The sequence below is a fragment of the Microvirga arabica genome (assembly GCF_016811235.1).
In the GTDB taxonomy this organism is placed as follows: domain Bacteria; phylum Pseudomonadota; class Alphaproteobacteria; order Rhizobiales; family Beijerinckiaceae; genus Microvirga; species Microvirga arabica.
The window spans coordinates 1-22,390 of record NZ_JAFBID010000093.1 but is presented as its reverse complement, the minus strand read 5'-3'; the positions used below and the strand labels follow the sequence as shown (position 1 = coordinate 22,390).

Sequence of the window (22,390 nt, the reverse complement as noted above, 5' to 3'; positions counted from 1 at the left end):
CCGACATCGACGAGGTGTCCGTCCAGCAGAAGGGCGCGCACGGCTTCGGTCATGTCGCAGCGCGACTGCCAGCCGGCGGCAAGCCCACTGGCCTCCAGCCGGGCATCAAACCTGAGGATGCTGATCGTGAGCTGTTCCAGGCGGCCGGCAATCTGCTCCCACGGCAGCTCCGGCAGAGCATAGGTGCGAGGCGCCAGCCGCTCCTCGGCGAACTCCCCTGCCCTGCTCCCGAAAGCCACACTTCCATCCTCAAGCTAAGTTATTGATGAACCGAGCTATAGCTTAGCAAGAGGGAGTAAAACAAGTCTTTGCTACGATGAAGGAGGGGGAACTTCGACCCTCCACAGAGCGGCATCCGCAGAGATCGAGACCGAAGCTGCTGGCGAACGGTTCTGGATCGCGCTTTGGCCCGCGACTAGGACGCGGAATGGCTCCAGAGGCTTGTATTCTAAGCCGTTTTCGCCCGTTCTGGGGAAGCCCTCCCCTTCCCGGCTGGTTAACAAAATGGCTTGAGGAACGTCTACAAACGATCGATTGGAGACACTCCAATTTTTGTACAGATATTCATAACGATGAGCTCCTCTTAGCTGGTCCCCTCTCTTCTTGGATCTCTGCTGGCAGAGTCCCTGAAATTTCGGAAGCCTCTATCCGATAGAGTGCTCTTTATTTCGCCGGAGGGCAAAAATCGAACAACCCATCCCTGCTTGTTGATACCGGATAACTTGGATGCATTTGGGAAATGTAAGAAATCTTTGCATCTGCAAAGATCTCCCGAAGGCGCACCTTGATCGCAAGAGACAGGGTAGTGCCCTGCCCCTTGCCTCGTGGCCCTAATTGTTTTTCTGAGCCTCGAACTCCCGATAAATCTCTGTCAGCTTCGAGATTAGGAAGTTTGCAAACTCCGGTTCCGGACGCTGATCAATCTGGAGGGTGCACTTTGTCTCTGAAGCAACGATGTTTATAAGTCGGCGGCGGTGAGGATCTTCCCAGAATTGAACTTTAGGGCGTTCCTTTTTCTGGAGGCGATCGACCAGTGTGCGGAAGCGAGTGTCAGAATTTAGTGCCTGAACTTCATTTTCGGCCAAGATTTGTCGACCGCGCTTGATGCAAGTGGGGTCTTGGAAGAGATCCATAAGGGTCCGCCAGCGAGGTCGGCCGATCCCTGGTGCGGGTCCGATTGCATCGATGACATCGATCGGAATCCGAGAGCCGACAGCAATGAGAGATGAGAGATCCCCCTCATTGACCGAGAGTGCTTCTCGAATGACTTTTCGCTTGAAGCCTCGGTTTTCAAGGGCCACAACGAAGCGTGCCTTCTCGATGAAGGTTAGATCAAGGCGAGCATTGTTTTCCTGACCTTGAGCGATAATAAGCTCTTCGTCCGACATCTTTCGAACAGTGGCCCGGACCTTGATACCAAGCCGTTCCGCAGCTTTGACCCGGCGGTGGCCGTAGGCGATCTGGTAACGGTCAGGGACGTTGGGATGCGGACGGACAAGAATTGGAACCAGTTGTCCTTTTGCTTTGATTTGTTCCGCGAGCTCCGCAATAGCCTTATCAGAGCTCTCCATCCGGTCCTGGATAAACGAACCATCCAGAACTTGAGGATCTAGCTCGATGATTGTCTGACCGTTCTCCATCTGGTCTTTGACAGCCTTGAGCTCATTCTCGACCGCAAGAGCTTCACTTAGCTTTCCAAGTGCGCTTCCCCCTGCTCGATTGATTCCCCACTCTTTCCTCTTGGAATTCGCAGGTTGATTATCTGCCTGATGATCGCGAGAGAGCGACGCTGCTAGCGAAGCCACAGAGCCAGCTAACTGCTCTGCGGCTTCCTGGGACGATTCAGCAATGCGAACCATGGGCTTTCCACCCTCCTGGCGATCCTCGACTACCAGGTTCGGGAATTGGGATGGCAGCTGCTGTGCTTCCGGCTCCGACTGGGGCGTAGGCATGAGCCTGCTAAGAACAGAATTCTTCTTGCTCATTGTCCTCTCCCCCAAGTCTTGCGAATAAGGCCTTCGATCTCGGCGTTGACGTTGTTCATGGCATCGATTGCTCGGTCGTACGTCGATTTGGTGAACCTCTCGCGCGACACTTCGTAGATCGTCTGCTTGTTAATGCCAGCGTCTGCAATCGCGGTGCTCTTCAGCATTGGATTTTCGAGAACTGCCTCTGGGAATAGACCCCGCAGGTATTCCACCATACCACTTTGTGGACCGTCTCCCGGCTCGTAACGAGTGACGAGATACTTCATCCAGTCGTATTCGACAGTGCCGCCGAACTTTTTTACCACGCCTAAAAGGTCGGCCGTCATCGTCAGAAATTGGGACATAGACATCACGTCGAGCATCTGCGGGTGCACCGTCACAATGAGGGACGTGGATGCGCTCAGGGCTGCTAGCGTGAGGAACCCGAGTTGTGGCGGACAGTCAATCACCACGACATCGTAGTCGTCAGCAACCTCACTCAACGCAATCGTGAGGCGCGAGAAGAACTTTGTTTCACCCGGACGGCGGTTGGCGAGTGCCTTTGGTGTCTCGTGCTCAAACTCCATTAACTCAAGATTACCCGGAATTATATCGAGCCCAGAGATGTAGGTCCGGCGGATAACCTCACTTGGGTGACGAGCCTCGTCATCATAGCGGATTGAGCCGTAAATGGTTTCGTTCGCGCCGACGTCAAACTCGGGTTGATATCCGTGCAGGGCCGAGAGGCTAGCTTGGGGATCAAGATCTATGGCAAGCACACGGTACCCACTTAGCGCAAGATATTGTGCGAGGTGCGCCGCACTGGTCGTTTTAGCGCTCCCACCCTTGAAGTTTACGCAGGAGATGATCTGAAGATGCTCTTTGCCGGAACGGTGCTTAAGATAGCGCCGACCACCGCGGGCATTCTCGTCGAGGTACGCGCGGAGAGCGTTGATATTATCAAGGGAATACATGCGCCTCCCGTTAGGGAGCGTCTCGGCTTCAGGACCCTTCCCATCCAAGGCGAGTTGGCGTAGGTAGCCGTCGTCGACGCCAATAAGCTTTGCAGCCTCCCCTGACGTAAACTTGCGAAGAGACTTCTGAGCCACTGGGGGATAAAGTGCCAGTCGCTGTTGGTGGAGTGACTCGGAGAGTTCTTTAGCATGCATTAAGATGTAGTTGTCGTCGACTTTCAACTGTCGCGCAGTCGTCTGCGTGTCGACTTTGGGTTCATTCAGTTTTAGTTGAGGGACAGCCACATCAACTCTCCTAGTTACGGAAATTCGCCGCCGATTCAGTGTCTTCCGTGAGGAAAGCCTGCAAATCCTTAACGAATGGTTAACGCCGCGATAAGTCGACCTAAAGAACGCGATTATCCGTCTCTTTCCTATTCTAACAGGTGCGAAACGATCTTTGCAGCTGCAAAGTCCGCCGGCTCGGACGACTGTCGCGAATGATGATTGGGCGGCAGCCTTAGAAAAGGCAAAGCATTGAGAAGTGATCCAATTGGCCCCGACATGCATGAGGGCATCTTCGATGCTACGCGGTTCAAATGCTACCTCCCTCCCCTCCGCCAGGTTGCCGATCAAGCAGATCTTTGCATCTTGAAAGATGACAGAGGGGGTGATGTTTGATGAAGTCCAATCCAGGCACACCGGAGCGTCACCAGTTCAGAGATGCAGTGGAACTTTGCAGCTGCAAAGTTCCACCTTTGCTGCCCCCGTGAAGTCAATAAGTGCGCGGAAATGCAGCTGAGCCCTGTAGGCTGGGAATTGCTTCCTTATACGCAAAGTCCTTGGACGGCATCGGATGACTTTGGAATCGCCAATTGCGACGCCATCCTCCAATTGCTGATAATCGACCCGGCCGGACTACCTGCCCCCACCCCGCTTAATCTCAGGCGGATACCTCAGAAGCAATAGCAAGGGAACAGGCTTTCGAAGGCAGGAACTTTGCAGCTGCAAAGAATTGAAAATGCAATGTGAGTTGCTTTCCACCATGGGCACCACTTCCGCCTGCCCTGTTGTGATGGTTCGTGTGCACTCAGAGCGCTTCCAACACTCGATTTGCTTGTGAGATGTAGGATCGGTCGACTGCGCTCTGTCCAAGGGACCCCGCCCTGCCCCTTCAGCGATACTCGCTCATTCTTGGTGCTTCTCTTAGATTTGCGGCCCCATAGATCCAGGGTGCCGCTCAGAGCCTCCGGAGATCCATCAATGTCCTCAATTCGCCTCGTGCATGAGCGCGACACTGGATCATACTTGGCAACAAAACCCAGTATCTGGTGCTCGACCGCCGTGGTCCCGGGGCCAACATAGCCCGGTTCTATGTCCTCGCCATCGAAGCCAACCTGTCCGGCGACGCAACCTTGATCCGTGAATGGGGCCGGATCGGCGCTGCCGGACAGCGCAATATCGAGTCGCGCGAAAACGTGGAGCCGCCTTGAGGCTCACAAGATGTGGCTGCGCCGAAAGCAAAGGCGGGGCTACGTCACCCGTTTAGACTGAAGATAAGACTTTACCTAGCGGGCTTCATCGCATCCAATCAAGATCCTCCCCGGGTGCCGATCTCCTCCTGATCCTTGGTACAGGCGAATGGTGGCACTTGAGCACCGATCATGAGGCCGCCATGAAACGTAGAACCTTCACTAATTCCATCCTGGCTCTGTCCGCAGCCCCTCTCCTCGTCAACCAGGCCAGTACGTCTCCTGCTGCGGCCGCTGAACCTTCAGGTCCGCCTCTCATGGGCGGCTCCATCACGGACGTGCCCGGGATCAAGATCGGTCATCACACCCTCACCCGCCGGCCAACGGGCTGCACCGTTATTCTGTGTGAGGACGGCGCCGTCGGCGGAGTGGATGTGCGCGGCTCCGCCCCCGGCACCCGGGAAACTGATCTGCTCGACCCGACCAATGCGGTCCAGCAGGTCCAGGCTATCCTGCTGTCCGGCGGCAGTGCCTATGGGCTGGAGGCTGCCACGGGCGTGATGCGCTATCTCGAGGAACGCAAGCTCGGGTTTAAGTTGCGCGCAGGCGTCGTTCCCATCGTGCCGGCTGCCATTCTGTTCGACCTTGGTGTCGGCGACTTCACCATTCGGCCGGATGCCGAGGCCGGATACCAAGCCTGTCTCGCCGCCGCGTCAGGTCCGGCGGCAGAGGGCAATGTCGGGGCGGGGGCGGGAGCAACGGTGGGCAAGATGTTCGGCCCTGCCTTTGCCATGAAGGGCGGCATCGGCACCGCCAGCTACCGGGTTCCTGGTACGGATGTCGTGGTTGGCGCCATTGTGGCCGTGAACGCCGTGGGCGACATCTGCCATCCCGAGACGCGCCAGATCCTTGCCGGAGCCAGACGGGAGGAGGGGCAGGGCTTTCGGGACACCATGGCAGCGATCATGGGGGGCTACCGCGTCGTGACATCAGCCGGCAGCAACACCACGATCGGGGCTGTTGCCACCAATGTGCCATTCAACAAGGCCGAGATGAACAAGATCGCTCAGATGGCACACGATGGCTTCGCCCGCAGCATCAACCCAGTGCATACAATGTCGGATGGCGACACGATCTTTGCGTTGTCCACGGGCAAGGCCTCATCGGTCCGCGCCGATGTCTCAGCGATTGGGGCAATCGCCGCCACTGTGATGGCCCAGGCTGTGGCCCGCGCCGTGATCCAAGCCGAGAACCTGAGGGAGCATCAGCTGCCAGCCCACAGAGACTACGTGAAGGGGTAAATAGAGCCCACAGGTTGATCTTGATGAGCGGGGAGGGGAACCGATGGGGCGAACCTCCCCCCTCACAATGCTTGCTGCTTCGTCCCATGGTCAGTAATCCATCGCTGATCGACCCGCTTTGCCGCGGGACCTCAGCCGAGCCAACTTTCCACTGGCGGTACCTGCTGCCTGAAGCGGCGACACCGCATCGTTCTACTGTGAGCATGGCTGAGCGCTCCCGAGCCGTATCACCAGGGGCCTTGCTATCAAAGGGGAGGAGCAAGCCACTCCTTGATCTTGCTGAACTTGAGATGGTCAGCCACCGACGTGGAAGCCTTTGTGCTCTGTTGGACAGCATCCAGCCGGGACTTCACCTCCTCTGTTGCAAGCACGTCAGCTTGCCGTCCGATGGCCAATGCGCCCTCAAGCACCTCAAGGCGATCTTGCCAGCTTACCCGGTATCTCAGGTGCTGGGCGATATAGACCTCCCGCTCCCACTCAACCTGTTTTGTATCGGCGCAGGCCAGGCGGGTGACGAACGGGAGCAGTTGCTGCCGCTGCTCATCACTGGCTTCATCATTCAGGAGCATCGCCAGGCGGCAGATCGGGCGCGAGAAGCAGTCGGGCATGGTCTCGACGGCCCGGACCGGCTGATAGGGAAAGCCAGCCGCAACAATGGCCGCCTCGTTGATGCAGGTTCCACCGTCCTTGCCGGGGAAGGCGTGCGAGCCTCGTTTCAGCTTCCAGTTCAGAATATGATCGAAACTATCCATGGCGGCCATTCCTGTGGCGCGCCCCCACCACACAATGGTGATCCTCTGACGGCTCTCCTGCCAATTGCGCGGGGATGCCAGGTCGGAGAACTGACCTTGAATCATTAGTGGCATGTCGGTGGGGCACCTCAGCGTCCTCTGCCCAAACGCAGCCCGCACAGATGATTGAACGACACCGCCCAGCTAAGTTGGCTACACCACGTCTGGCAGGGGCGTTGGCAGGGCCAGCCCCGCCTTTCGCGCCCGATCGAGTTGCTTCCTCACGGAGGAGGCTGACCATGTGAGACCGCCTCGTGGAGTCCGCTCCCGCATGCGCTCCAACTGTGCTCCGATGTCCCTTAACGAGAGGCTCGGGTCGGTCATGGCGATACCGGCGATCAGCGTCATGAGGCGGTCCTCCGGGTTCTTACGTGCGGCGGGTTGGAGGAGGGCAGGGTCGGCCATGTGCTGTGACACGAGCTTACCCACGGCGCGCCGCAGCCGGGCCACGGTCCAAGATTGGCCGCTGTTGCCGAGTACGCGAACAACATCCTCCCAGGGGTGCTGCGGACGCATGCGGCGTACAGTCGGCATCCATCGATCGGCGCCGGCGATCAAATCGTCGAGATAAACCTTCTCCCGAGCTAGAGCTATCTTCCGGATCGCGTCCGGTCGGCGCTCGCGCATGCCCGGATTCCCTGGCTTCTTGCCTCGCGCCTTGGCGGCCTTGATGCCGGCCCGCGTCCGCTCTGAGATGAGCGAGCGCTCGAGCTGCGCAACAGCACCAAGCACTTGCAAAGAAAATATACCTTGTGGAGTCGAGGTGTCGATCGGATCACGCAGGGAGCGGAAATGCGCCTTCCTGGCCTCCAGCGTCTCGATCACCTCAAGAAGGTGGCTCACCGAACGGGCCAAGCGATCAAGGCGTACCACAATCAGGACCTCACCCGGCTTGATCTCACGGAGGAGCCGCCCAAGTACTGGCCGGGCTCGGCTAGCGCCGGATCCGTGCTCCTGATGGATCACATTGCAGCCCGCTGCGCGCAATTCGTCCAGCTGAGCATCGTGCGCCTGATCCTCTGTGGAAACACGAGCGTAGCCGATCAGGCGCTTTCCGGAAGAGGAGGGGGCCATCCTCGTTGAATCCTCATGGAATGTGGCAAAGAACCGTGAGTGTGCCGAACCTTTAGCTAAATGGGTTGATGATAGTGAGACGCCCCCCGAGCTGCTGACCGCTTTGAAGATCCTCGGAGTAGAGGACCTCACTCTTGGCGGCGATTGCTGCGGCAATGATGAGGCTGTCGTAGATCGAGAAGCCATAACGCCGCGCGATCGCGAGGGCATCATCGTGGGTATCGACGGTCAATGGCACAACATCACAGAAATGGCGAACTCCAGTGAGGAACCCGCTGATCTCGTCGAGATCCATTCTGAGCTTGCGCGTCATGACGTTCGCCGCCTCATTGAGAACCTGCACACTTACTGTCCCGCTTTGTGAGAGCAGAGCCTCCGCGTGATCGGCCTTAGCCACATCCTCAGACAGTAGGTACAAAATTACATTGGTGTCGAGAAACGGTTTAGCGCTCATTCGCCCCAAACCGATCGAACTTGAAGCCAGCCGGGAGGCGACCGCGGAACTGCCGGAGCCGGGACAGAACTTCCTTTGCATCAGGGGTCTTGGAAACCTCAAAGGTCCGCGACCCAGCGATCATGATGTCGATGTCGTCGCCCTCTTTGAGATCCAAAGCTTCGACCACAGCGGCAGGCAATCGGACGGCCAGTGAATTGCCCCATTTCGCCACTTGCATAGAACCCTCCTGATATACGTCTCAGCCAATGTATATCTAAGCCGCTGTCGTGAGCCACGCAAGACCAACTCATTGAGCCCTACCACCCTCATCGGAAGGCGTTTGTACAATTCTGCTTATTGTGAGCAACTGATCGTTTGCAGACGTTTCTCAAGTCGTTCCGTTAACCAGCCGGGGAGGGGAGGGCTTTCCTAGAGGCTCCTGAAATGGCTTAAAACAAGGGCTTCTGCAGCGATTCTGCGGGTTCAACGGCTACCAAGAGCCTCCGAGAGGCGCTCCTCAGTGGCAACGGTTCTGAGTTATACGGCAGCTCTCCTGTGGAGCGCCGAACTGCCTCACCCCGCAATGTAGCAAAACCTTGCTTCGCTTCTTTCTGCTAAGCTATAGCACCGATCCTCAATGACTTAGCTTGAGGGTGCAAGCATGGCTTTCGGCAGCAGGGCAGGGGACTACGACAAGGAGCATCTGGTTCCGCGCACCTATGACCTGCCGGAGTTGCCGTGGGAGCAGATCGCCGGCCGGCTCGAGCCGATCACGATTGCGATCCTGCGCTTCGATGCCCGCCTGGAGGCTTCAGGGCTGGTCGCCGGCTGGCAGTCGCGCTGCGACATGACCGAAGCCGTGCGGGCCCTGCTGCTCGACGGGCACCTGGTCGATGTCGGTGATCTGGTCCTGCACGATGCCGGCATGGACGTACGCCATCCCACCCACGAGCTCACCCGGGCGGCGGCTGCCTTGCGGTCCCGCCGCACCGCCTTGGCGCGTAAGGCGCCATGGCCGCTCTCCATTGATGGCTTGGCCGCCCTGCGCGGCATCGGCCCCGTGGCCGAGTCATCAGTCAAGCCCAAGGGCAGGAAGCCTGACCCGGACGATGACGAGGCCTACCCGCTCTATGCCAACGATGCCGATCCATGGAAGGCGCACTTTGCCGAGATCGATGCTCTGCTTGAGCGCACCAACAAGGTCTTAGCCGGCGAGACCCCTATCCCGAAAAGCCGCTCGCACCTGGTCTAGGCTCCGGACCAGGACGAGGCTGAGGCCGAGGACCTGTGGCTCGATGTGGTCCAGCGCACCAGCGGCTGGCCCGCCATTGCGGCTGCATCCATAGCCTGGAATGCGTGGCTCGATCTCAACCTTTACGCCCGCTTGCCGTGGCTCGGCCTGATCATGGCCGCCGCCATCCTGCGGGCGAGGGGGCTCACCCACCACCTGCTGCCGCTGGCCGCCGGCTTCAAGCAGTCCAGGTTCCAGCCGCAGGGCAGGGAAGGGGCCGCTGAGAGGCTGGAGGGCTTCTGCCAGGTGCTGGAGGAGGCGCTGGCGATCGCCCACAAGGACCTGGACCGGCTGATCCTTGCCCGTGAGCTAATGAGCCGGATCACCGCCAAGACCCGCTCCAACTCCAAGCTGCCGGAGCTGGTGGACCTGTTCCTGTCGCGCCCGCTGGTGACGGTACCGCTTGGGGCCAAGCTATTGAAGGTCACGCCCAAGGCCGTCGACCTGATGCTGGCGCAGCTCGGCGGTGCGCTGCCGCGCGAGCTAACTGGCCGAACCCGCTACAGAGCATGGGGCATCGTCTGACATAACGCCCATCCTGCAAGTTGCGGTCCGGGAAAGGGTGGGCTGCCGGTCATGAACAGACCTTGCCCAGATTTATTGATGCGCCAAGTTAGTGCTGAGCATCGCTACGACAAGGCTCGCGATGCGGATGCCTGCCTCGCCCGAAATGCAATTGTCTCTCCACGGGTCCAAGGCAGAGCATCAGGCTGATCTGATTCCCGCACGCCACTCCCATCCCGGAGAGAAAGGGAACAGATCACTTGGATAGGGAGGAACACGCGATGAAGACGCTGACCAGAACCGCACGCCTTGTCCCCTACATCGGCGCTCTGCTGGCGAGCACCGCAATCCCGGCCTGGGCTGAGATGTCGAGCGCGGTTCGGACAGTCTCACACGAGGTGCAGGGGCTCCAGCAGCCGGCCGAGTTGATCGTCGATCAATGGGGCATTCCGCACATCTACGCGGGAAGCACCCGCGACGCCATCTTCCTCCAGGGCTACAACGCGGCCCGTGACCGGCTCTGGCAGATCGATCTCTGGCGCAAGCGCGGCCTTGGCCTTCTCGCGAAGGACTTCGGGCCGACCTACGTGGCACAGGATAGGGCTACCCGCATGTTCCTCTATCGCGGTGACATGAATCAGGAGTGGGCCGCCTATGGGCCTGACGCCAAGAGCTACACCGAGGCGTTTGTCGCCGGCATCAACGCCTTTGTCGACGAGGTCCGCAACGGCCGCAGGCCCGTGCCAGTTGAATTCCGGGTCGCGGGGACGATGCCGGACCGCTGGACGCCCGAGGATGTCGTGCGCATCCGCAGCCACGGCCTCACTCGCAACGTTGCCTCCGAAGTGTCACGGGCGCGGGTTGCCTGTGCGGCCGGCCTTGAGGCTGACCGCTTCCGACGCAAGATCGAGCCGGAATGGACGACCAAGGTTCCCGACGGTCTCGACCCCTGCTCGATCCCACGCGAGGTGCTGAACGACTATCAGCTCGCAACCCGCGAGGTCACCTTTGCGAAGCCAGGGCAGCAACGCACGTCGCTCGATCCCGACACTTTCCTGGCCGAAGCGGATGATCGCGTCAGCACCATCGGCTCCAACAACTGGACCATCGCGCCTAGTCGGACCGCCACCGGACGGCCGATCCTGGCGAACGATCCGCATCGTGCCCATGGGGTGCCGTCCCTGCGTTACATCGTGCACCTCAACGCTCCTGGCCTTTCGGTCATTGGTGCCGGCGAGCCGGCCCTGCCGGGAATCTCGATTGGTCACAACGGCCAGATCGCCTTTGGCTTGACCATCTTCGCGATCGATCAGGAGGATCTCTTCGTCTACGAGACCAATCCCGACAATCCCAACCAGTACCGGTACCGCGATGGTTGGGAGGACATGCGGGTTGTGCGTGAGACCATTGACGTGAAGGGGGAGGGGCCACGCGAAGTCGAACTTCGCTTCACGCGGCATGGTCCTGTCCTCCACACCGATCCAGCGCAGAGGCGGGCTTTCGCCATGCGGACGGTCTGGTTCGAGCCGGGCACCTCGGCCTACTTCAATTCCGCAGAGTACATGACTGCGAAGGACTGGGACGGCTTCAAGAAAGCGATGGTCAACTGGGGAGCACCCTCTGAGAACCAGGTCTATGCTGACACCTCCGGCAACATCGGCTGGATCGTGGGTGGGCGGTCGCCCCTGCGTCCGAATTGGGATGGGCTCATGCCGGTTCCCGGCGACGGCCGTTATGAATGGTCGGGTTTCTTGAAGGGCGAGGAACTGCCCCAGGTCTTCAATCCCGAGACAGGATGGTTTGCCACCGCCAATGAGATGAACATCCCGGCCGGGTACCCGGTGGCGGAGCGCAAGGTCGGCTTCGAGTGGTCCGACCCTTCGCGCATCACCCGCATCAAGGAGGTTCTCGCGTCAAAGGAGAAGATCACGCTGGCAGATGCCATGGCCCTGCAGACGGACGACTACACCGTCAACGGACGCCGGCTCACAAAACTGCTCGAGCCAGTGTCGTCTAACGACCCGATGCTCAGCGAAGGGCTCAAGCTGCTCAAGGAGTGGGACCATCGCACCACGGCCGACAGTGCGGGTGCAGCCCTGTTCGAGGTCTGGATGACCAAGCACCTCGGGCGTGCCCTTACCACCAAGGCGCTGCCGGAACCGGTCCGAGCAGCCCTCGGCACAAGCGACATCGCGGCGGTGGTGGGTTACCTGGAGAACCCCGACAAGGCTCTTGGGACGGATCCCGTCGCAGCCCGGCAGGAGATCCTCATCGAGAGCCTGAGGGGTGCCATGAACGAGGTACGTCAGGTGCTGGGCCCTGACGTGTCAAACTGGACCTGGGGCAAGCTGCATCATGCGCAGTTCGAGCATGCTTTGGCTCCGCTGGCAGATGATCCGACCCGCGCCCAGATGACTGTGGGCCGGCTGGCGATGGGCGGTTCCGCCTTCAGCCCTCGCGCCGCATCCTATCGCGCATCTGACTTCCGGGTCACCGCTGGCGCATCCTTCCGGATGGTGTTGGATGTTGGCAACTGGGACCAGAGCGTCACCATCAACACCCCTGGCCAGTCGGGCAATCCCTTCAGCGCCCATTACCGCGACCTAGCACCGCTTTGGGCCGCCGGGGATTACGTACCGCTTGTTTATTCCCGCGCGGCCGTCGAGCAGGCAGCTCGCGACGTCATCAAGCTCGTGCCGACCCGCTAATGGCCTTCGCCTCCGCTGCTCTGCCCACGCGGAGCAGCGGACCTGCTTCGGGGATGGAAAGATTCTTGAGTCTCTCCATTCCTTATGCACAGACCTGAATGACACTTTGGAGATTTCAGGACAAAACTCACTTGGCCGAAATCCGCGGGCAAGCCCAATATGATGCTCCCGAAGAATGGAGATCGGATTCTCCGCCGCCTGATCCCCTCAACAACCTTGATCGTCCGGGCTAGGGGTCTACCTGCTGGAAGACCTGCGGAAGAAATTTTAGCCGCGTGCCCAATGAGCATCGTGGTGCATTTAGACACACAGATTGCAAGGGAGAAATAGGATGGACAGCCGCCGCAACACGTTCGAGCTGGTAAGCTTGGCTTTTCTAGCTGTCTCGGTCTGGGCCTCGCCGTCGGTTGCACAAGATCGTCCCACGGTCACGGTTGTGGCGACAGGTGGCACCATCGCTATGAAGGTCGATCCAAAGACCGGAGCTCCCGTCCCAGCACTGTCCGGCGAGGACCTCACGGCTGCGGTGCCCAAACTGAAGGAAATTGCCAATGTCCGGGTCGTCGAATTCAGCAACATCCCCAGCGACTATATGGGGCCGGATCGCTGGCCCAATCTGACCAAGAAGGTTGAAGAGGTCCTGGCGGACCCCAGCGTTGCTGGCGCGGTGATCTCCCATGGAACCGACACGCTCGACCAGACAGCCTATTTCCTCGATCTGACTCTCAAGAGCGACAAACCAGTGGTGGCCGTCGGCGCGCAACGCAATGCTTCAGACTGGGACACGGATGGCCCTCGCAACCTCTTGAACGCGGTCCGACAGATCCTGACTGAGGACTCCAAGGGCAAGGGCGTCACGGTCACCTTGAACAGCTACATCAACGCCGCCCGCGATGTCCGCAAGACCCACACCAGCAACGTCCAAACCTTCACTTCTGGGGATGCCGGTTATCTCGGCTACGTCGATGAGGACAAAGCCGTGTTCTACCGCGCCAATCTTCGCAGGCAGAATGTTCCGCTTCCCGAGCGCCTGCCCCGGGTCGATCTGATCCCGATGTACGCCGGCGCGGATGGCAGCTATGTGCGGCATGCCGCCGACACTGGCGCCGAGGCCATCGTAGTGGAGGCCTATGGCTGGGGCAATGTCAACGAGGCCATGCATGACGCCATCAAATATGCGATCGACAAGGGCGTCCCGGTGATCGTTGCCACAAAGGTCTCCAACGGACGAGCCCTACCGGTCTATGGCTTCAAAGGCGGTGGCAACACGCTCCAGAAAGCAGGCGCAGTCTTCGCGGGTGATCTCTCGGGCGACAAGGCGCGTATCCTGACCATGCTGGCACTGCCGACCACGAAGGATCAAAAGAGGCTTCAGGAATATTTCGATAAGTAGGGAGAGGCTGAGATTAGCCGAGCAGGAGAACGATGGCCTCGAAACCTTCGGTCTCCTGCACCGACTTTGTATCCGATCGTGGGCTTTGCCGATCGTGTTGCTTTGTCGGTAGGGTAGCTCCACCTTCTGGATCGCCCGAAGGGGTGATCAGTATATCGTGCCATAACTTGAGTCAGCGTCCGCCGGCCGAGACTATTATGCGGATAATGCAGCATCATCAGGCCTGTTCACTACTCGCTGTAGGCTGCTGAGCCACGAGCCGGGCTAGTATCGCGAGCCATCCCCTTAGGTGCATGCGGGGTTCTCGGGTGATGAAGCCGTATCATTCCGGCTTATGCCCCCGCCCGGCGCGCCAAAGCGGGGACAAGCCAAGTATTGAGCGCCAAGCGCTCTGGTTAATCCACCAGCGCTCCGTAAAGAAGATTCTTGAAGAGAAAGCGCGTATGCAGCCGTGGCGTCGGTGCAGCGGCCATGAACACGCCCACGATCTTTTCCTTAGGATCGATGGTGAAACTCGTGCCACCAGCGCCGGCCCACATGGAGTCACCGGTCGAGCCCGGCACCCAGGCGACACCCTCCTGAAGGCGAACACCAAAACCGAGGCCGAAGCCATAGCCGGGACCCGTGGTTGGAGCAGGAGATCCCTGCAGACCCGCGATGTGGTCCGACATCATGTATTCGACAGTCTCTCTAGAAAGGACCCTGACCCCATCGAATTCACCCTTGTCGAGCATCATTTGCGCAAATCGGAAATAGTCCTCGGCAGTCGTCACAGCGGCCGCTCCACCAAGCCGGTAGCGTTTGCCGGGGTCCGCCTCGACACGAACCCACTTCCAAGCGTCTGCCTTCTGCGGGTCTGTATCCAGAGCATCAGCAAGGCGGGGCATCTGCTCGGGAGATGCTTGGAAGCTCGTGTCCTTCATCTTGAGGGGCTTGAATAGAATTTCGTCCAGAAACTGATCCAGGCGCTTACCGGCAACCCGCTCAACCAGCACGCCCAGCACATCGGTGGAGACGCCATATTCCCACCTGGAGCCGGGCTCGTAAGCGAGCGGAATACTTGCAAGCCGCTTGATCAGCTCTTCAGGCGGCAGATCCACGTTGCGGGATTCGATCTCGGCTTTTTCGTAAGCCTCTTTCAACTCCGGGAATGGGGCGCTGCCTGCGTAAGTGAACCCCGACGTGTGCCGCAGAAGATCCTGAACTGTAATCTGACGTTTGGCCGGCACGGCAACGCGGGTTGTTCTACCGCGCTCGTCCGTTTGCTCCGCCAGGATGCTCATCTGTTTGAACTCGGGCATCCAGTTGGAGATCGGATCACGAAGGCTCATCTTGCCTTGCTCGACGAGTGCCATCGCAGCCACAGAGGTGAAGGGCTTGGTCATCGAGAAGGCGCGGAACACGGCATCCTTGGTCATCGGCTTTGTCTTGGCGGCATCAAGGAAGCCGTGCGCCTCGAAATGGACGATCTGCCCATTGCGGGCAATCAGCGTGACCGCCCCCGGCGTCGTGCCTTTGGCAATCTCCTCTTTCATCACAGGAGCGATCCGCTCAAGCCGCTCCTGTGAGAACCCCTGAAGTCCGTTCTCGGCAAGCGCCGGGTGCAGTGGTGCGATGGTCAAGAAGCCCATTATGGGCAGGAGAACGTAGGTCTTCATGCTGTTCCTCCCTTCCGGACAGTGGGCGGCGCCCGCGCCGGTAGGGATTGTTCTAGGCGGGCGGACGCGTGCGACCAGTCGTGACAAGCGGGTATGAAGGCAGCGCATATTGTTGCCCGCACGACTCAGCTGGGCCATCCTGATGGATGACGTAGGCCGGTCAGCTTACGCGGAAAAGAGTTGAGGATTGGATTAGGTGATTCGCTCAACATACCATTGTACTTTTTGTGGGGCAGCCATGATGCAAATGCTGATCCAGTTTCATCTTGATGGGGATCACGCGTGATTCCAGCCGATCTTGGCACTGGCTAATCACAGCCGTGTCAAACATTATCGAAATTCCAGTTCCCACAGGAGAGCCGAGGCGCTGCCCAACCCCACGAAGTATCACCAGATGCATTGAGGGGACACAGGGGAGAATTTGTCCTTAGCCTAATAGCCGCGATTGGGCTATAGGATGTGCTTGTCGCTTGGAAGGCAGGCGCGGAGTGGCTTCTGATCCCGGATCCATAGCGGCAGAGGCGGTGGACGGTAACTCATGACAAACTATGTTGCGGCGCGCGCTCAGTTGCTCTCATCGGCAATCGCTCAGATCTTCCATTGTCTTGGTTCGAATGAAACTGAGGCCCAGCTCGTTGCGGATAACCTCGTCCTCGCTAACCTTTCAGGACACGACTCGCACGGCGTCGGCCTTGTGCCGCTTTACCTGGAAGGGGTGAAGGCCGGAGTCATCCAGGTAAACCAAAAACCTGAAATTGTCGCTGACTCAGGTCTGATGGTGACAATTGATGCAGGGATGGGCTTTGGCCAAGCAATCGGACATGAGGCAATGGAGCTTGGCATAAGCCGGGTGCGAACCTCCGGAATCTGTCTGGTTGCCATTCGTAACTGCCACCACCTCGGCCGTATAGGCCATTGGGGTGAGCAATGTGCACAGGCAGGGTACGTCTCCACTCATTACGTCAACACGCTGGGATTGCCACCGCTGGTCGCCCCATATGGCGGGTCAGACGCAAGATTCGCTACCAATCCGTACTGCGCTGCTCTGCCGGGTCCAAATGGTCAGCCGGTGGTGCTGGATATGGCGACAAGCAAGATCGCCCTAGGCAAGGTACGTGTCGCCATGAACAAGGGCACAGAAGTAGAGGATGACACCCTTATTGACGCTGATGGGCAGCCAACCAATGACCCACGTGTGATGTACCAGAGCCCAAGCGGAGCAATTCTGCCCTTCGGCAGACACAAAGGCTATGGCCTTGGTGTCATAGCCGAACTGTTCGCAGGGGCGCTGACGGGAGGCGGAACCTACAACGCCAGCACCGCTGTAACGAAAGTCATCCACAACAACATGCTCTCGATCATTTTCGATCCAGAAAGGCTGGGAGGGGCAGCAAGATGGCGCGATGATGTTTCTGGTTTTGTTGATTGGATCAAAGCATCTCCCCCAGGTGCGAACTCGGACTGTGTGCTGGTGGCTGGCGAGCCGGAGCGCATCTCCTTTGCGGAGCGGTCGAGGAGCGGGATCCCTATAGACCGAACGACTTGGGCCGAACTCTGCGGAGCCGCACGAGCAGTCGGCATATCCTCTGACGTTTTGACAGCTACGCTCGTTAATTAACTGTGTTTCCGCCACTCTACGCAGAGATGCCCAACCAATGCAGCCATACCTCAATACCTTTTCACTTGCTGGCAGGGTCGCGCTCATCACGGGTTCGGGGCGGGGATTGGGTTTGGAAATAGCCAAGGCGATGGCTGGCTCCGGGGCTCATGTTATCCTAAACGGACGGAGCGCAGATCGTCTCCAAGACCTAGCTAATTCGATTAGAGCCACTGGTCAGCAGGCGTCAATCGCGCCATTCGACGTGGCAGATTCAATGGCGCTCAACAAGGCCTTTGCCACCATCCGCGAAACACATGGCCGTTTGGATATCCTCGTCAACAATGTTGGCGCACGTAACCGCAAGCCCTTGCTGGAATTCTCGGATCAGGAGGTCTGGGATCTCATTGAAACCAACCTAGTCGCAGGTTTCAGCCTGGCACGTGAGGCCGCACGCCTGATGCTACCCCAGCGCGCAGGTCGCCTAATTACAATCACCTCTATCGCGGGGCATGTCGCCAGGGCGGGCGACGCAGTTTACTCCAGTACGAAGCATGGCCTCACCGGGATGGTCCGCGCTCTCGCCGCCGAGTATGGCCCCTATGGGATCACGAGTAATGCCATCGCGCCGGGCGGATTTGCAACCGAGGCCAACGCAGCGATGCTGTCCGACCCAAAAGTCGCGGAGCATTTTGCAACTCGTAGCGCTCTCGGCCGGTGGGGACAGCCCGAGGAGATTGCAGGAGCGGCCGTTTTTCTGGCCAGTGAGGCAGCCTCTTACATTACAGGCCATGTCCTCACTGTCGATGGAGGATTAATAATCAAAATGTAGAGGTGGCCAATCCAGCAGGATTGGGCCACAGTGTAGATTACACGCGAGCCCCCACGTAACCTAGCTCGAACAGTGTCAATAAAACACGTCAAAAATCTCGGAGGAAACAAATGAAGCGCCGTGAATTCATGAAGGCAGCTGGACTTGGAGTTGCCGCCAGCGGCGTCGCCATGCCCGCGATCGCTCAGAGCACGCCAACGATCAACTGGAGGCTTCAGTCGAGCTATCCTACTTCACTTGATACGATTTATGGCGCTTGCAAAGTTTTATCGCAGGCTGTTGCCGAAGCCACTGATAACAAGTTCAAGATCCAGGTTTTTGCCGCAGGCGAGATTATGCCGCCGCTATCAATCGTCGACGGGGTCCAAAACGGGACTGTGGAAATGGGACATACCGGGTCCTACTTCTACATCGGTAAAGATCCATCCTTTGCGTTCGGAACGGGCATTCCGTTCGGCCCCAATACTCGCCAGCAGCAGGCGTGGTTTTACCATGGTGGCGGGAACGACCTTCTGAATGAGTTTTACGCAACGTATAAGCTCTATCACCTTCCGCTTGGCGGAACCGGCACCCAGATGGGCGGGTGGTTTCGAAAGGAGATCAAGAGCAAGGCTGATCTGGCCGGATTAAAGATGCGCATCGGCGGCCTTGCTGGCAATGTCCTGCAGCGGTTGGGCCTCGTTCCCACGCAGCTCGCGGCTGGTGACATCTATACCTCGCTTGAGCGTGGTACACTCGACGCGGCGGAGTTTGTCGGTCCCTTCGACGATGAGAAGCTCGGGTTAGCGAAGATCGCACCGTACTACTATTATCCTGGCTTTTGGGAGGGTGCCGCGTCGCTGAGTCTCTTTGTGAACCTCGACAAATGGAATGAACTTCCACCTGGCTACAAGTCAGTCCTAAACACTGCAGCGGGGTATGCGGCTGCGGACATGCTTGCGAAGTACGATGCTCAGAATCCGGCGGCCCTCAGGCGCCTTGTTGCCAATGGGGCCCAGCTGAGAGCGTTTCCGCAGGATCTCCTGCAAGAGAGCTACAAGGCTGCGACCGGGCTGTATGCCGAGATGGGTGCAAATAACCAGACCTTTAAGAAGATCCTTGATCACCAGATGGCATTCCGGAATCAGGTCTATCCCTGGACGCAGATTTCGGATTTCAGCTACGACAGCCTGATGCTTCTTGCGATGCGTCAGAACTGATGAGGCACCTCAACGGCGTTTAAATCTCTCTTGAGTCTAGTCCGGCACGGCCCTGAAACTGCTTTCCCGTGCCGGTAATGTCAGCGCCAGAGCAAGAACTCACATTGGCTTTCTGAAACGAGGATAGAGGTGCGGCGCCTATTCATGCCCGATAGTAATCGAATTGCCCGTTTGAATGGAGCGCGCCGGAGGGCGGCATGTTCGTGTGGATGACGGTACGCCAGCCGGGGCTCGACACGAACGCTCACCTTCCGTTTGCTCTGGAGGCTGGCGTATCCTTCATTCCCGGAAACGTCTTTGACCCTCGTGGGCTGGTCAGTCCAAGGCTGCGCCTGAACTTCACCGCCAACCCTCCCGATATTCTGCAGGAGGGTGTTCGTCGCCTGAGCCGGGCCGCCCGGGAGTTTGCGTCCCGTCAGGCCGCAGCAGAATAAGAGTGAAACATGCCGACACGACTTTTCAAACCTGAGGGCACACGCCTGCCGACATCGCTTGTCGACGAGTGGCGCAAGATCCCGGCCGCCGTAGTGGCGGATCTGCTGCGTGGCACGGGGCACGTTGATGCCGGGATCCGACCGCTGCGCCGCTTCGGCACAAAATCGTGGCTCGTCGGCAGTGCGGTTACAGCATGGTGCGAACGAGCCGATTACGGGGCTGTCCACCACGCGATCGATGTGGCCGTGGCCGGTGACGTCATTGTCGTCGATGCGGGCGGGCGCAGCGATGCGGCGATGATCGGCGAACTCCTGAGTGGATCCGCACGTCGCAAGGGGATCGCTGGCGTCATCGTCGATGGTGCCGTGCGCGATGCCGGAATGCTGTCCGAATGGGAGGATTTCGCGATCTTCTCCCGTTGGGTGACGCCCCGCGGGCCCTCCTCAATGGAGCGCGGCTCGGTCAACGAGCCGATATCGTTTGGGGGCGTTCCGGTCTCGCCTTTCGATCTGATCGTCGGGGACGATGACGGTCTTGTGATTGTGCCGCGCAGGAAGGCCGAAGAGTTGCTTACGCCGGCGCTATCACGGGTCAAGGCCGAGGTGGAGTGGGAGGCTGTTCTCGCCACCGGCAGGAGCACCATTGAGGTATTCAATGTACCCAAGGCCGAAAAAGCCCAGTGAGAGCGCTGCCCCTTTCTGCGTTTCAACGTCAGCTGGGCCCTTGTCTTTTTACTTACAAGCAGGCTGCGGCTTCGTTGACTCAGGTGGCGGACCTCTCCCTCTGACCCAGGTTATCGGTGGAGGCTTTCGCTCTGATCCATGCTCATCTAGGAAGCCTCTGACTTTTAATCAGAGGGTCCTGGGTTCGAGTCCCAGCGCGCTCACCAACAATATCAAAGGGTTACCGGCCTATGCCCTTTGAGCCGTTTTCGCCTAGGTAGCCAATAGGTAGCCGGACGACCCAGTCAGCTCGCGCTTGGTCCTGCTCGAACCGGTCAAAACACATCGGCCCGTATCATCGACGTGTCCGGATCTGTCCGGGAGCAGGGGCGTCGTAGAAGGTCAGCACTCCGCCATCGTCTGCCTCAGGCCAGAGCTCAAGCCCTTCCGGATGATCCACATGCGGCGGGTAGGGCAACTCGGCCGCTGCTTCGATGCGCTCAGAGCAATGACGCCGGAGTTCTGAGGCAGAGGTGGCTAGGGACGGGTGTCGACATTGTGAGGTGACAGCGCCGCGCCGCGCACCGTAATCCTGCCGCGGATCTTAGGGACTGCGCGACAGGCTCTATACCGAGCCCGCCGACCGTTCTAGGCAACCGAACTTCCAACCGACCGTTTCGGTCACGATCTCCTCAATCCAAGGGCGTTCATGTTCCACCTGACTTTCGCACTGCCCGCCCTCTATGTCTTGGCGCGGTTCGTGTGGCCGCTGCCCTGGGCCCTGGGCGGGAAGATCGCCCTTGCCGTCATCGTGCTCGTGGCATCGCAATACCATCTCTGGAGCCGCCTTTCGTCCGGCTCGGTCTTCTCGCCCGAGTTCCCACGCGCTCTCGTGCTGATGTTCAACTGGGCGTTCGGCGCGATTGTGCTCCTGGCGGTGATGCAGATCGCACTTGATGTGACCGCGTTGATCGCGCGGCTGTTCCGGGGCGGCGGAGCCATACCGGACAGCGCGCGCTACACGGCCGCGACGGCGGCCATGCTGCTCTCGGCCTTCGGCGTGTACCAGGCGACGCGTGTTCCCCCGCTCAAGGATGTCGAGATCGCCATCCCCGGGCTGCCGTCTCAGTTCGACGGCTATAAGCTTCTGCAACTGACCGACCTGCACATAAGTCGCCTGTTCCCTAAGGAGTGGACCCAAGCGGTGGTCGAGCGGTCCAACGCGCTCGGTGTCGACCTGATCGTGGTCACCGGCGATCTGATCGACGGCTCATTCGGTGCGCGGCGTTCAGACGTGGAGCCGCTGCGCGAGCTGCGTGCGAGGGATGGTGTCTGGGTTATCCCCGGCAACCACGAGTACTTCTTCGGCTACGAGGAGTGGATGCTCCAGTATGCCAGCCTGGGGATGCAGGCACTCGCCAACAAACATACGGTCCTGACCCGTGATGGTGGATCGCTCGTGCTGGCCGGCGTCACAGACCTGTCGGCGCCCCGATCCTCCCATCCGGCACCGGACCTGTCGGCCGCTCTCGATGGCGCGCCGTCCGGAACGCCGATCATCCTGCTGGACCACCAGCCGAGAAACGCCTCGCAGGCGAGCGCACGCGGTGTGGCGCTGCAACTGTCCGGGCATACCCACGGTGGCATGATCCCAGGACTGGACCGGCTGGTTGCGCGCGCCAACAACGGCTTTGTCTCGGGCCCATACCAAGTCGGTGGCATGACGCTCTACGTCAACAATGGCACCGCACTCTGGCCCGGCTTCGCGCTACGGCTCGGGCGCTTGTCCGAACTGACCCGGATCACCCTGCGGCGCGCGTCACCGCAGGATGGCCCGCCCGCCCATGCTCCCATGAGTTCGGAGCGGACGCTTGCTCCGGCCAACGCAGGCTAAATTCAGTATGAGAAAGCCGTCCAGTGGAATGGCGGCTCTGATACCTTCCGGACGGGGCTGAACTTCCGCTTTGGAACAGCGGACATTCCCGGAGGGCAGGGGATCGTCACTGCCTGACCCGCAGCAGACGACTGGCTGTTACACGTCAAGTAAATCCCGCCCGGCGATCACAGTGCCTTCGAAGTCCCTCTTCGGGGAGGCAAGCCACATCTCCTCGGTGATC

At 59.4% G+C, this 22,390-nt stretch carries 19 protein-coding genes and 2 pseudogenes; 13 read left to right on the top strand and 8 right to left on the bottom strand.

Going from position 1 to position 22,390, the window contains the following annotated elements:
• The 3 genes and pseudogenes from JQC81_RS28110 to repA form a co-directional block, all read right to left on the bottom strand.
• Positions 1 to 239: pseudogene (locus tag JQC81_RS28110) on the bottom strand (hypothetical protein); the annotation flags it as partial.
• A 591-nt stretch (positions 240 to 830) separates the two neighbouring features.
• On the bottom strand, positions 831 to 1,985 hold the full coding sequence (gene repB / locus JQC81_RS28105) for a plasmid partitioning protein RepB (RefSeq protein ID WP_203275090.1): 1,155 nt from the start codon (positions 1,983 to 1,985) through the stop codon (positions 831 to 833).
• Positions 1,982 to 3,226 (bottom strand): plasmid partitioning protein RepA, encoded by a 1,245-nt coding sequence (gene repA, locus JQC81_RS28100; RefSeq protein WP_203275089.1) that lies wholly within the window; start codon positions 3,224 to 3,226, stop codon positions 1,982 to 1,984. The genes repB and repA overlap by 4 nt, the downstream gene beginning before the upstream one ends.
• A gap of 1,025 nt (positions 3,227 to 4,251) precedes the next feature.
• Here repA and JQC81_RS28095 point away from each other — a divergent pair.
• Together JQC81_RS28095 and JQC81_RS28090 are read left to right on the top strand one after the other, a co-directional pair.
• A complete protein-coding gene (locus JQC81_RS28095; protein ID WP_312887599.1) occupies positions 4,252 to 4,413 on the top strand; it encodes a WGR domain-containing protein in 162 nt (53 codons plus the stop codon).
• 182 nt (positions 4,414 to 4,595) lie between these two features.
• Complete coding sequence (locus tag JQC81_RS28090) at positions 4,596 to 5,693, top strand: P1 family peptidase (RefSeq protein ID WP_203275088.1); 1,098 nt, start codon at positions 4,596 to 4,598, stop codon at positions 5,691 to 5,693.
• A 245-nt stretch (positions 5,694 to 5,938) separates the two neighbouring features.
• Here the strand turns inward: JQC81_RS28090 and JQC81_RS28085 are convergent, their stop codons facing one another.
• The 4 genes from JQC81_RS28085 to JQC81_RS28070 form a co-directional block, all read right to left on the bottom strand.
• Positions 5,939 to 6,445: a hypothetical protein gene (locus JQC81_RS28085; RefSeq protein WP_203275091.1), complete on the bottom strand. Its 507-nt coding sequence runs from the start codon at positions 6,443 to 6,445 to the stop codon at positions 5,939 to 5,941.
• A gap of 192 nt (positions 6,446 to 6,637) precedes the next feature.
• Positions 6,638 to 7,558 (bottom strand): recombinase family protein, encoded by a 921-nt coding sequence (locus JQC81_RS28080; RefSeq protein WP_203275087.1) that lies wholly within the window; start codon positions 7,556 to 7,558, stop codon positions 6,638 to 6,640.
• 52 nt (positions 7,559 to 7,610) lie between these two features.
• Positions 7,611 to 8,012: a PIN domain-containing protein gene (locus JQC81_RS28075; protein ID WP_203275086.1), complete on the bottom strand. Its 402-nt coding sequence runs from the start codon at positions 8,010 to 8,012 to the stop codon at positions 7,611 to 7,613.
• The gene (locus JQC81_RS28070) at positions 8,002 to 8,232 is read right to left on the bottom strand and encodes an AbrB/MazE/SpoVT family DNA-binding domain-containing protein (protein WP_203275085.1); all 231 of its coding nucleotides are present in this window, start codon (positions 8,230 to 8,232) and stop codon (positions 8,002 to 8,004) included. Before JQC81_RS28070 ends, JQC81_RS28075 begins: the two co-directional genes overlap by 11 nt.
• Positions 8,233 to 8,655: 423 nt before the next feature.
• Here JQC81_RS28070 and JQC81_RS33550 point away from each other — a divergent pair, with 423 nt between their 5' ends.
• The 5 genes and pseudogenes from JQC81_RS33550 (at position 8,656) to JQC81_RS28055 (ending at position 13,890) form a co-directional block, all read left to right on the top strand.
• Positions 8,656 to 9,246, top strand: coding sequence for a hypothetical protein (locus tag JQC81_RS33550; RefSeq protein WP_246520714.1), 591 nt, complete (start codon positions 8,656 to 8,658; stop codon positions 9,244 to 9,246).
• A 15-nt stretch (positions 9,247 to 9,261) separates the two neighbouring features.
• Positions 9,262 to 9,594: pseudogene (locus JQC81_RS34035) on the top strand (DUF1612 domain-containing protein); the annotation flags it as partial.
• A gap of 3 nt (positions 9,595 to 9,597) precedes the next feature.
• Entirely contained in the window at positions 9,598 to 9,810 is a 213-nt protein-coding gene (locus JQC81_RS34030) for a helix-turn-helix domain-containing protein (protein ID WP_281400428.1), read from the top strand.
• 260 nt (positions 9,811 to 10,070) lie between these two features.
• Complete coding sequence (locus JQC81_RS28060) at positions 10,071 to 12,497, top strand: penicillin acylase family protein (RefSeq protein WP_203275084.1); 2,427 nt, start codon at positions 10,071 to 10,073, stop codon at positions 12,495 to 12,497.
• A gap of 331 nt (positions 12,498 to 12,828) precedes the next feature.
• Complete coding sequence (locus tag JQC81_RS28055) at positions 12,829 to 13,890, top strand: asparaginase (RefSeq protein WP_203275083.1); 1,062 nt, start codon at positions 12,829 to 12,831, stop codon at positions 13,888 to 13,890.
• Positions 13,891 to 14,285: 395 nt separating this feature from the next.
• On the opposite strand, the gene JQC81_RS28050 is transcribed toward JQC81_RS28055, so the two are convergent.
• Positions 14,286 to 15,548, bottom strand: a complete 1,263-nt coding sequence (locus JQC81_RS28050) for a serine hydrolase domain-containing protein (RefSeq protein ID WP_203275082.1) — start codon at positions 15,546 to 15,548, stop codon at positions 14,286 to 14,288.
• A 538-nt stretch (positions 15,549 to 16,086) separates the two neighbouring features.
• Between JQC81_RS28050 and JQC81_RS28045 the strand changes: the two genes are divergently transcribed.
• The 6 genes from JQC81_RS28045 (at position 16,087) to JQC81_RS28020 (ending at position 22,167) form a co-directional block, all read left to right on the top strand.
• Positions 16,087 to 17,166: a malate/lactate/ureidoglycolate dehydrogenase gene (locus JQC81_RS28045; protein ID WP_203275081.1), complete on the top strand. Its 1,080-nt coding sequence runs from the start codon at positions 16,087 to 16,089 to the stop codon at positions 17,164 to 17,166.
• A 37-nt stretch (positions 17,167 to 17,203) separates the two neighbouring features.
• Positions 17,204 to 17,977 carry an SDR family oxidoreductase gene (locus JQC81_RS28040; RefSeq protein WP_203275080.1) on the top strand — a complete coding sequence of 258 codons (774 nt, stop codon included), beginning with the start codon at positions 17,204 to 17,206 and terminating at the stop codon, positions 17,975 to 17,977.
• Positions 17,978 to 18,087: 110 nt separating this feature from the next.
• Positions 18,088 to 19,176 carry a TRAP transporter substrate-binding protein gene (locus tag JQC81_RS28035; protein WP_203275079.1) on the top strand — a complete coding sequence of 363 codons (1,089 nt, stop codon included), beginning with the start codon at positions 18,088 to 18,090 and terminating at the stop codon, positions 19,174 to 19,176.
• Positions 19,177 to 19,373: 197 nt separating this feature from the next.
• On the top strand, positions 19,374 to 19,610 hold the full coding sequence (locus tag JQC81_RS28030; RefSeq protein ID WP_203275078.1) for a hypothetical protein: 237 nt from the start codon (positions 19,374 to 19,376) through the stop codon (positions 19,608 to 19,610).
• Between the two features lie 9 nt (positions 19,611 to 19,619).
• The gene (locus JQC81_RS28025; protein ID WP_203275077.1) at positions 19,620 to 20,294 is read left to right on the top strand and encodes an RraA family protein; all 675 of its coding nucleotides are present in this window, start codon (positions 19,620 to 19,622) and stop codon (positions 20,292 to 20,294) included.
• Between the two features lie 688 nt (positions 20,295 to 20,982).
• Positions 20,983 to 22,167, top strand: coding sequence for a metallophosphoesterase (locus tag JQC81_RS28020; RefSeq protein ID WP_203275076.1), 1,185 nt, complete (start codon positions 20,983 to 20,985; stop codon positions 22,165 to 22,167).
• Positions 22,168 to 22,390: the final 223 nt, after the last annotated feature.